This window comes from Streptomyces sp. NPDC051315 (assembly GCF_044455165.1).
GTDB lineage: Bacteria > Actinomycetota > Actinomycetes > Streptomycetales > Streptomycetaceae > Streptomyces.
Genome location: NZ_JBITEN010000042.1, coordinates 1 through 11345, shown reverse-complemented (window position 1 = coordinate 11345; position 11345 = coordinate 1). Strand labels below are relative to the sequence as shown.

1 protein-coding gene is annotated in these 11345 nt (G+C 76.9%); it reads left to right on the top strand.

Features of this window, described 5'->3' with window-relative positions; all coding sequences use genetic code 11:
- On the top strand, positions 1–11345 hold an 11345-nt coding region (locus ACIBBD_RS38615; protein WP_399424678.1), incomplete at both ends, for a type I polyketide synthase.

Below are 11345 nucleotides of genomic sequence, written 5' to 3'. Positions count from 1 at the left end.
CGCGAGGCCGTCCGGTTCGCCGACGGCATCACCACCCTGGCAGGGAAGGGCGTCACCCGGTTCGTCGAACTGGGCCCCGACGCCACCCTCACCGCTATCACCCGCACCGTGCTCGGGGACAGCGCCGACCCGGTCTGCGTGGCCGCGCAGCGCAAGGACCGGGCCGAGGCGGACGCGCTGATCGCGGCCCTCGCGACGCTGCACACGACGGGTGCGCGGGTGGACTGGGCCGCGATGTTCGGTGCCGTGGGGACCGTTCCACTGCCCACCTACGCCTTCCAGCGCCGCTGGTACTGGCCCGAGCCGCGCCGCGCCGACGACCGGGCGGCCGGTGCCGCCGCGCCCGCCGAGGACGCATTCTGGCAGGCCGTCGAACGCGGTGACACCCGCGGACTCGCCGACGCGCTGCACCTGGACGACGGCACCCTCGGTACCGTGCTGCCCGCGCTGGCCTCGTACCGGCAGGCTCAGTCCCAGCGGGTCGCCGCCGACTCCTGGCGCTACCGCGTCCGCTGGCAGCGCCTCGACCCCGCCGAGGTCCGGGAAGCGGACACCGGACGGTGGCTGCTGCTCCAGGCCGGGAACGACACGGCCGGGAACGACACCGCGCTCGACGGCATCGAGGAGTTCCTGCCGGGCGTCGAGCGCCTGACCTGCCCCGACGACGCCGACCGGACCGCGCTGGCCGACCTGCTCTCCGACGCCGTCGACGGCGCCCCGGTCGCCGGTGTGCTCTCCTGCCTGCCCGGCGTCGGCGCGGCCCTGGCCGTCGTGCAGGCCCACGCCGACGCCGGGACCACCGCGCCGCTGTGGCTGCTGACCAGCGGAGCCGTCACCGTCGGCAGTGGTACGGAGGCCGCCGTCGAGCCGGCCGCCGCCGCCGTGTGGGGACTGGGCCGCGTCGCCGCGCTGGAGCACCCCGACCGCTGGGGCGGGCTGCTCGACCTGCCCGCCCGGCCGGACCGCCGTGCCCTCGCCCGCGCCGCCGCCGTCCTCGTCGCCGGCACCGAGGACCAGGTCGCCGTCCGCGGCGGCACCGCCCACGCCCGCCGCCTCGCCCACGCTCCGGCGCCCGCCACCACCGGGGAGTGGACCGCCCCGTCCCGTGTCCTCGTCACCGGCGGCACCGGCGCCCTGGGCGCCCGCGTCGCCCGCTGGGCCGTCGAGCGCGGGGCCCGCGAGCTGGTACTCGCCGGCCGTCGCGGCCCCGACGCGCCCGGCGCCGACGGCCTGCGCGCCGACCTCGCCCGGCTCGGCGCGAAGGTGACCGTCGTCGCCTGCGACACGGGCGACCGGGACGCCGTGGCCCGGCTGCTGGCCGCCCACCCCGTCGACGCCGTGATGCACGCCGCCGGCGTCCTCGACGACGACGTGATCACCGACTACGCGCCGGACCGGCTCGCCGCCGTCCTGCGGGCCAAGGCCGACGCGGCCGACCACCTCGACGCCCTCACCCGCGACAGCGACCTGTCGGCGTTCGTGGTGTTCTCCTCCATCGCCGGTGTGTGGGGCAGCGGCGGACAGGCCGCCTACGCCGCCGCCAACGCCCACCTCGACGCCCTGGTGGAGCGCCGCCGCGCCCGCGGCCTGCCCGGCACGTCCGTCGCCTGGGGTCCCTGGGACGGCACCGGCATGGCCGCCGACCCGCAGGCGCAGGAGACACTGCGCCGACGCGGACTGCGCCCGCTCGACCCGGACACGGCGCTGACCGCGCTCGGCCGCGCGCTCGCCGCACAGGACACCTCCGTCGTCGTCGCCGACGTCGACTGGGCCCGGTTCGCCCCCGCGTTCACCACCGGCCGTCCCAGCCCGCTGCTCGCCGGCCTGCCCGAGGCCGCCGAGGCGACCACCGCCGCGGCCGGCCCCGGTGCCCCCGCGTCCGGCACCGCCGCGGGCGGTGCGCTGCGCGACCGGCTCGACCCGCTCTCCGCCGAGGAGCGTGACGCCGTCCTGCTGGAGCTGGTGCGCCGTCGTGCAGCCGGCGCGCTCGGCCACTCCGACTCGGCCGCCGTCGCCGAGGGCCGAGCCTTCCGCGACATGGGCTTCGACTCCCTCACCGCCGTCGAACTGCGCAACGACCTCACCGCCGAGACCGGCGTCGCCCTGCCCACCACCCTCGTCTTCGACCACCCCACCCCGGCCGCCGTCGCCGCCCATCTGCGCGAGCAGCTGTACGGGACGGGGGAGCGGCGGCCCGGGACGGCCGTGGCGAGCACCGGCACCGACCCGGTCGTCATCGTCGGCATGGGCTGCCGGCTGCCCGGTGGCGTCGACGGGCCCGACCGGCTGTGGGAGCTGCTCGCGTCCGGCGGCGACGCCGTCGGCGGGTTCCCCGAGGACCGGGGCTGGGACCTCACGGCCCTGTGGGAGGCCAGCGACACCCGCTCGGGCGGGTTCCTCGCCGACGCCTCCGCGTTCGACGCCGCGTTCTTCGGCATCAGCCCCCGCGAGGCGCAGGCCCTCGACCCGCAGCAGCGGCTCTTCCTGGAGACATCCTGGGAGGCGCTGGAGCGCGCCGGTGTCGCCCCGACCGCGCTGAAGGGCTCCCGCACCGGCGTCTTCGTCGGCGCCGGCAGCTCCGGCTACGCCACCGGCCTCACCGAGGTCCCCGAGGGACTCGGCGGGCACCTGCTCACCGGGCAGGCCGGCAGCGTGGTCTCCGGCCGCGTCGCCTACACCCTCGGCCTGGAGGGACCGGCCGTCACCATCGACACGGCCTGCTCCTCCTCGCTGGTCGCCCTGCACCTGGCCGTGCAGTCGCTGCGCTCCGGCGAGTGCGACCTCGCCCTGGCCGGTGGCGTCACCGTCATGGCCGACCCGGGGGCGTTCGTCGAGTTCAGCCTCCAGGGCGGCCTCGCCCCCGACGGCCGCTGCAAGGCGTTCTCCGACGACGCCGACGGCACCGGATGGGCCGAGGGCGTCGGCGTCCTGGTCGTCGAACGGCTCTCCGATGCCCGCCGCAACGGCCACCCGGTCCTCGCCGTCGTCGAGGGCACCGCCGTCAACCAGGACGGCGCCTCCAACGGGCTGACCGCCCCCAACGGCCCCTCCCAGCAGCGCGTCATCCGGCAGGCCCTGGCCTCGGCGGGGCTGTCCCCGGCCGACGTGGACGCGGTGGAGGCGCACGGCACCGGAACCGCCCTCGGCGACCCCATCGAGGCCCAGGCGGTCCTGGCCGCCTACGGCCAGGACCGGCCGGAGGACCGCCCGCTGTGGCTGGGTTCCGCCAAGTCCAACCTCGGTCACACCCAGGCTGCCGCCGGAGCGGTCGGCCTGATCAAGATGGTCCTCGCCCTGCGGGAGAACACCCTCCCGCGCACCCTGCACGCCGAGCGTCCCTCCTCCCGCGTCGACTGGACCGCCGGGCACGTGCGGCTGCTGACCGAACCCGTGGCCTGGCCCGCCGGTGACCGTATGCGCCGCGCCGGTGTCTCCGCCTTCGGCGTCTCCGGCACCAACGCCCACGTCATCGTCGCCGAACCGCCCGCGCCGCCCGCTGTTCCCGCCCGCCGCGCCGACCGCGCCGACCGCGCCGTCACGTGGCCGCTGTCCGCGGGCGGCCCGGCCGCGCTGCGCGACCAGGCGGCCCGGCTCCTCGCCCACCTCGAGGCCCGCCCCGACCTGCACCCGGCGGACGTGGCCCACGCCCTGGCGTTCACGCGCGCCCCCCTGGAGCACCGCGCCGTCGTCACCGGCACCGGCCGCGACGCGCTGCTGACCGCGCTCGCCGCGTTCGCCGAGGGCGGGAACCCGCCCGGCGCCGTCACCGGTGACACCCTCACCCGGGGCGGCACCGCCTTCCTCTTCGCCGGACAGGGCACTCAGCGCCCCGGCATGGGCCGGGGCCTGTACGACGCCTTCCCGGCCTACGCCGACGCCTTCGACACCGTCTGCTCGCACTTCGACGGGCTGCTGCCGCGCCCGCTCGCCGAGGTCGTCGCCGACGCCGACCCCGACGTCCTCCACCGCACCGAGTACGCCCAGCCGGCCCTGTTCGCCGTGGAGGTCGCCCTCCACCGGCTGCTGGAGTCCTTCGGGGTGCGCCCCTCCGTCCTCATCGGCCACTCCATCGGCGAACTGGCCGCCGCCCACGTGGCCGGGGTGTTCTCCCTGCCCGACGCGTGCCGTCTGGTCGCCGCGCGCGGCCGGCTGATGCAGGCCCTGCCGGAAGGCGGCGCCATGATCGCCCTGGAGGCCGCCGAGGACGAGGTGCTGCCGCTGCTGGCCGGCCGCGAGGACGCTCTGGGGCTCGCCGCCGTCAACGGCCCCCGCTCGGTCGTCGTCGCCGGCGACGAGGACGCCGCCGACGGCGTCGCCGCCCACTTCGCCGCGCTGGGCCGCCGAACGACCAGGCTCCGCGTCAGCCACGCCTTCCACTCGCCGCGCATGGCGGCGATGCTCGACGACTTCCGCGCGGTCGCCGCCACCGTCGCCTACGCCGAACCTGCCGTCCCGCTCGTGTCCGACCTCACCGGCCGGCCCGCCGGGCCCGGTGAACTGACCGACCCCCAGTACTGGGTGCGGCACGTGCGGCACACCGTGCGCTTCGCCGAGGGGGTCGCCGCCCTCCAGGAGCTGGGCACGGCCCGCCTGGTGGAGCTCGGGCCCGACGCCACGCTGACCGCGCTCGCCCAGAACGCCTGGCGGGGCACCGCCCCGCTCGCCGTGCCCGTGCTGCGCGACGACCGGGACGAGACCGAGACCCTGCTGACGGCCGTCGGCGCCCTGCACACCCGCGGCGTCCCGGTCGACTGGCGCGCCCTGCTCGCCGCCACCGCCCCCGGCTCCCGCCCGGTGGACCTGCCCACCTACGCCTTCCAGCACCGCCCCTACTGGATCGAGTCGGCCAAGGGGAGCGGCGACCCCGCAGCCGCCGGACTCGTCACCGCGGCCCACCCGCTGCTCGGCGCGGTCGTCCCGTCCGCGGTCGACGACACCCTGCTGCTGACCGGCCGCCTCACCGCCGACGGCAACGGCTGGCTCGCCGCGCACCGGATCGGCGGGACCGCCGTCCTGCCGAGCACCGCCTTCCTCGACCTCGCCCTGCACGCCGGCGCCGTCGCGGGCCGCCCGCAGGTCCGCGAACTCGTCCTGGAGAACCCGCTGCCGCTGCCCGAGCACGGCGGTGTCGCCCTGCAGATCAGGGTCGAGACGCCCGACGCCCGCGGTGACCGCGCCTTCGGCGTGTACGCCCGCCGCGCCGCCGACTGGACCCGGCACGCGGGCGGTGTCCTGTCGGCGCAGACCGAGTCGCTCCCCGCGCACGACCTCACCGCCTGGCCGCCGCCCGGCGCGGAGGAACTGCCCACCGACGGCCTGTACGCACGGCTGCGCGAGGCCGGCCTCGACCACGGCCCCGTCTTCCAGGGCCTGCTGGCCGCCTGGCGGGACGACACGGCCGTGTACGCCGAGGTCGCCCTGCCCGCCTCGGCCGCCGACGAGGCCGCCCGCCACGACCTGCACCCGGCGCTCCTGGACGCCGCCCTGCACCCGCTGGGCCTCGGCGCGTTCGACGGCCTCGGCGACGGACGCGTCCTGTTCTCCGCCGGACCGGTCCAGCTCCACGCCACCGGCGCCACCACCCTGCGCGTCCGGCTGGAGCGCACCGGTCCCGACACCCTCGCCCTGACCGCGGCCGACGCGGTCGGCGACCCGGTCCTCACCGTCGGCTCGCTGCTGCTGCGCCCCGTGCCCGGCGTCACGCCCGTCACAGAAACGGCCCCGCGGCCCGCGGCGCCGCAGGCCGAACCGGTCCGCCGCCGCGCCGCCGCCCGCACCCAGCCCGCCGGCAGCCTGCTGGAACGCCTGGCCGCCCGGCCCGCCGCCGAACGCGCCCGGACCCTGCTCGCCACCGTCCGCGACCGCACCGCCGCCGTCCTGGGCCACGCCACCGCCGACGAGATCGAGCCCGCCCGGCCCTTCACCGACCTCGGCCTCACCTCGCTCACCGCGGTCGAACTGCGCAACGGGCTCAGCGCCGCCCTCGGCGTCACCCTCCCCGCCACCCTCGTCTTCGACCACCCCACCCCCGCCGCGCTCGCCGCGCACCTCGCCGACGACCTGTTCGGCACCGCCGCGGCAGGCACCCCCGTGACCGCCGCCCGGCGCCCCGTCGACGACGACCCGATCGCCGTCGTCGGCATGGCCTGCCGCTACCCCGGCGGCGTCAACAGTCCCGAGGACCTGTGGGACCTGGTGCGCGCCGGAGCGGACGGCATCTCGCCGCTGCCCACCGACCGCAACTGGAACCCCGAGCGGCTCTACCACCCCGACCCCGACCACCCCGGCACCGTCTACACCCGCGAGGGCGGCTTCCTGCACGACGCCAGCCGCTTCGACCCGGCGTTCTTCAGCATCTCGCCGCGCGAGGCCCTCGCCATGGACCCGCAGCAGCGGCTGCTCCTGGAGGTCTCCTGGGAGGCACTGGAGCGGGCGGGCGTCGACCCGGCCGGCGCGCGCGGCTCCGACACCGGCGTCTTCGCCGGCGTCACCTACCAGGACTACGTGACGATCCTCGCCGCCTCCGACGACACCTTCGAGGGCTACGTCGGCACCGGCAACTCGCCCAGCGTCCTGTCCGGCCGCATCTCCTACGCGCTCGGCCTGGAGGGCCCCGCCGTCTCCGTCGACACCGCCTGCTCCTCCTCCCTGGTCGCGCTGCACCTCGCCGCGCAGTCCCTGCGACAGGGGGAGTGCTCGCTCGCCCTGGCCGGCGGTGTCACCGTCATGTCGACGCCGGGCTCCCTCATCGAGTTCAGCAGGCAGCGCGCCCTCGCCGAGGACGGCCGCTGCAAGCCGTTCTCCGCGGACGCCGACGGCGCCAGCTGGGCCGAGGGCGTCGGCATGGTCGTCCTGGAACGGCTCTCCGACGCCCGCCGCAACGGCCACCAGGTCCTCGCCGTCATCCGCGGCAGCGCCCTCAACCAGGACGGCGCCTCCAACGGACTGACCGCCCCCAACGGGCCCTCGCAGCAGCGCGTCATCCGCCAGGCCCTCGCCGCCGCCGGACTGACCCCGCAGGACGTCGACGCCGTCGAGGCGCACGGCACCGGCACCACCCTCGGCGACCCCATCGAGGCCCAGGCCCTCATCGCCGCCTACGGCCAGGACCGCGCCGAGGACCGGCCGCTGTGGCTCGGCTCGCTGAAGTCCAACATCGGTCACAGCCAGGCCGCCGCCGGTGTCGGAGGCGTCATCAAGATGGTGACCGCCCTGCGCGAAGGCGTCCTGCCCCGCACCCTGTACGCCGAGAACCCCACCCCGCACGTCGACTGGAGCGCCGGCCGGGTCGCACTCCTCACCGAGGAACAGCCCTGGCCCGACACCGGCCGACCCCGCCGTGCCGGCGTGTCCTCGTTCGGCATGAGCGGCACCAACGCCCACGTCATCGTCGAACAGGCCCCCGACGACACGACCGTACGGCCGCCCGCCACGGCCGGACTGCCCGCCGTACCCGTGCTGTTGTCCGCCCGCACCCCCGCCGCGCTGCGCGCCCAGGCCGCCCGGCTCCGCGCCCACCTGCGCGCCCGCCCCGGCACCCCGCTCACCGACCTCGCCTACACCCTCGCCGTGGGCCGCGCCGCCTTCACCCACCGGGCCGCCGTCCTCGCCGACGACGTCACCGGCCTCGACGAGACGCTCGCCGCACTGGCAGCCGACGGGCCGCTCACCGCGCCCGCGCTGCTCGCCCAGGCCGTGCCGGGCGGCGCCGAGCCCGTCCTCGTCTTCCCCGGACAGGGCGCCCAGTGGGCGGGCATGGCCCGCGAACTCCTCGCCGAGTCGACGGAGTTCGCCCAGTGGATCGAGCGCTGCGAACAGGCCCTCGCCCCGTACACGGACTGGTCGCTGAGCGCGGTGCTGCGCGGCGACGAAGGCGCCGCCGACCTCGGCCGCGTCGACGTCGTCCAGCCCGCCCTGTGGGCCGTGATGGTCTCCACCGCCGCCCTGTGGCTGGCCCACGGAGTCCGGCCGGCCGCCGTGGTCGGCCATTCCCAGGGTGAGATCGCCGCCGCCTGCGCGGCCGGCGCGCTCTCCCTGGAGGACGGTGCCCGCGTCGTCGCCCTGCGCAGCCGCGCCCTCACCCGCATCGCCGGCACCGGCGGCATGATGTCCGTCCCGCTGAGCGCCGACGACACCCGCGCCCGCATGACTCCCTGGGACGGACGGCTCGCGCTGGCCGCTGTCAACGGCCCGTCCTCCGCGGTCGTCTCCGGCGAGGCCGAGGCACTGGAGGAGATGTACGCCGCGCTCGTCGCGGACGGGGTGCGCGCCCGCAAGGTGAACGTCGACTACGGCTCGCACTCCCCGCAGGTCGAACAGATCGAGGACACCGTCCGCGAGGCCCTGGCCGGCATCGAGCCCCGGGAGAGCGAGATCCCCTTCCACTCCTCCCTGACCGGCGACTGGCTGGACACCACCGCCCTGGACGCCGGCTACTGGTACACCAACCTGCGGGAGACCGTCCGCTTCGAGGAAGCCGTCCGCGGCCTGATCGCCGCCGGACACCGCACGTTCATCGAGGTCGGCCCGCACCCGGTGCTCGCCGTCGGACTGCGCGACAGCCTCGACGCGGCCGGCGCCGACGGCGCCGTCCTCGGCTCGCTCCGCCGGGAGCAGGGCGACCTGAGGCAGTTCCTCACCGCCCTCACCGAAGCCCATCTGCACGGCGTGGACGTCGACTTCGAGACCGTGTTCGCCGGCACCGGAGCCGTCCGCACCGACCTGCCCACCTACCCCTTCGAGCACCGCCGCTACTGGCCCACGGTCCGTGAGACCGCCCTGGCCGACACCGACGCTCAGCTGGCGCCCGACTCCCTCGAGGCCCGCTTCTGGGAGACCGTCGAACAGGAGGACCTGCGCGGCCTCACCGAGGAGCTCGACCTGCCCGCGGACGCCCCGCTGAGCAGGCTCCTGCCCGCCCTGTCCCAGTGGCGGCGCGCCGGACGCGAGCGGGCCACCGCCGACGCCCTGCGCTACGCCGTCTCCTTCAGCCCCCTCACCCTCGGCGCCGCCGCCCTCACCGGCACCTGGCTGCTTCTCGTCCCCGCCGACGAGGCCGGACAGGCCGCCACCGCCGACCAGATCGCCGACGCCCTGACCGCGGGCGGCGCCCGCACCGTGCGGCGGATCGTCCTGCCCGACGGCGCACCAGACCGCGCGGCACTCGTCGACCTGCTCGCGGCCGAGAACGCCGACCGCAGCGACCGGCCCGCCGGGGTGCTCTCCCTGCTCGCCCTGGACACTCGCGACCACCCCGCGCTGCCCGGCGTCACCGTCGGTCTCGCCACCACCCTCGCCCTCGTCCAGGCCCTCGGCGACCTCGGGGCCGACGCCCCGTTGTGGTGCGCCACCCGCGGCGCGGTCGCGGTCGGCACCGCCGATCCCGCCCCCGTCCCTGCCCAGGCCCTCGTCTGGGGCTTCGGCCGGGTCGCCGCGCTGGAACACGCCGACCGCTGGGGCGGCCTCATCGACCTGCCCGCCGACCTCGACGCCCGCACCGGCACCCGCCTGGCCGCCCTCCTCGCCGACCCCGGCCAGGAGGACCAGACAGCGCTGCGCGCCTCCGGCGCCTACGGCCGCCGCCTGGTGCACGCCCCCGGCACCGCCGAACCGGCCGAGCCCTGGCGGCCGCGCGGCACCGTCCTGGTCACCGGCGGCGCCGGTGCCCTCGGCCGGCACGTCGCCCGCTGGCTCGCCGACCGCGGCGCCACCCACCTGGTGCTGGCCGGCCGCCGCGGAGCCGACGCCCCCGGAGCCGCGGAACTGCGCGACGAACTCGCCGCCCGCGGCGTCGAGGTCACCCTCGCCGCCTGCGACGCGGCCGACCGCGCCGTCCTCGCCGAGCTGCTCGCGGGCCTGCCCGCCGACCGGCCGCTCGACGCCGTCTTCCACGCCGCGGGCGTCCTCGACGACGGCGTGATCGACTCCCTCACCCCCGAGCGCATGGCCGGGGTCCTGCACGGCAAGGCCACCGCGGCCCGCGTCCTGCACGAGCTCACCCGCGACCTCGACCTGTCCGCCTTCGTCCTGTTCTCCTCCACCGCCGGTGTCCTCGGCGGCGCCGGCCTCGCCAACTACGCCCCGGGCAACGCCTACCTCGACGCCCTCGCCGCCGAACGCCGCGCCGCGGGGCTGCCCGCCACCGCCGTCTCCTGGGGCCTGTGGGCCGACGGCGGCATGGTCGGCGACGCGGCGGGCGAGCGCATGCGCCGCCACGGCGTCCACCCCATGGACACCGACACCGCCTGCCAGGCCCTCGGCCGGGCCCTCGACCTCGACGACACCCACGTCGTCGTGACCGACCTGCGCTGGGACACCTACGCGCCGTCCTTCACCGCCCCCCGGCCCAGCCACCTGCTGGACGAACTGCCCGCCGCCCGCCGGGCCCTGGACGCTGCGCAAGGCGACTCCGGACCCGACACCGCAGAGATCTCCTCGCTGCAGGCCCACGTCAGCGCCCTGCCCGCGTACGAGCGGGCGGACGCCGTCCTGGACATCGTGCGCGGCCATGTCGCCGGCGTCCTCGGCCACGCCTCCGCCGACGCGGTCGACCCCGCGCGGCCCTTCACCGACCTGGGCATCGACTCGCTCAGCGCGGTCGAACTGCGCAACGGCATGAACCGCATCACCGGCCTGCGCCTGCCCAGCACGCTCGTCTTCGACCACCCCACCTGCCGGGCCCTGGCCGACTTCCTGCTCGCGGAGGTCGCGGAGACCGCGACGGACACCGGCACCGCCGACGCCACGGCCCCGGCCGCGGCCGCCGTCGTACGACGTGGCCCCCAGACGGACGACCCCATCGCCATCGTCGCCATGGGCTGCCGCTTCCCCGGCGGGGTGCGCACCCCCGAGGAGCTGTGGAGCATGCTGCTCGCCGGCGAAGAGGGCCTGGTGCCCTTCCCCGACGACCGCGGCTGGGACCTCGGCGCCCTCTTCGACTCCGAACCCGGCAGGGCGGGCAAGGTCACGACCCGCACCGGCGGCTTCCTCGACGACGCCGCCGACTTCGACCCGGCCTTCTTCAACATCTCGCCGCGTGAGGCGCTCGCCATGGACCCGCAGCAGCGGCTGCTCCTGGAGATGGCGTGGGAGACGTTCGAGCGGGCCGGGATCGACCCGCGGGCCCTGCGCGGCAGCCGTACCGGTGTCTTCGCGGGCACCAACGGCCAGGACTACACCGGCATGCTCGCCGCGTCCGGCGAGGACTTCGAGGGCTACATGCTGACCGGCAACGCCGCCAGCGTCGTCTCCGGCCGGCTGTCCTACACCTTCGGGCTGGAAGGCCCCGCCGTCACCGTCGACACGGCCTGCTCGTCCTCCCTGGTGGCCCTGCACCTGGCGGTGCA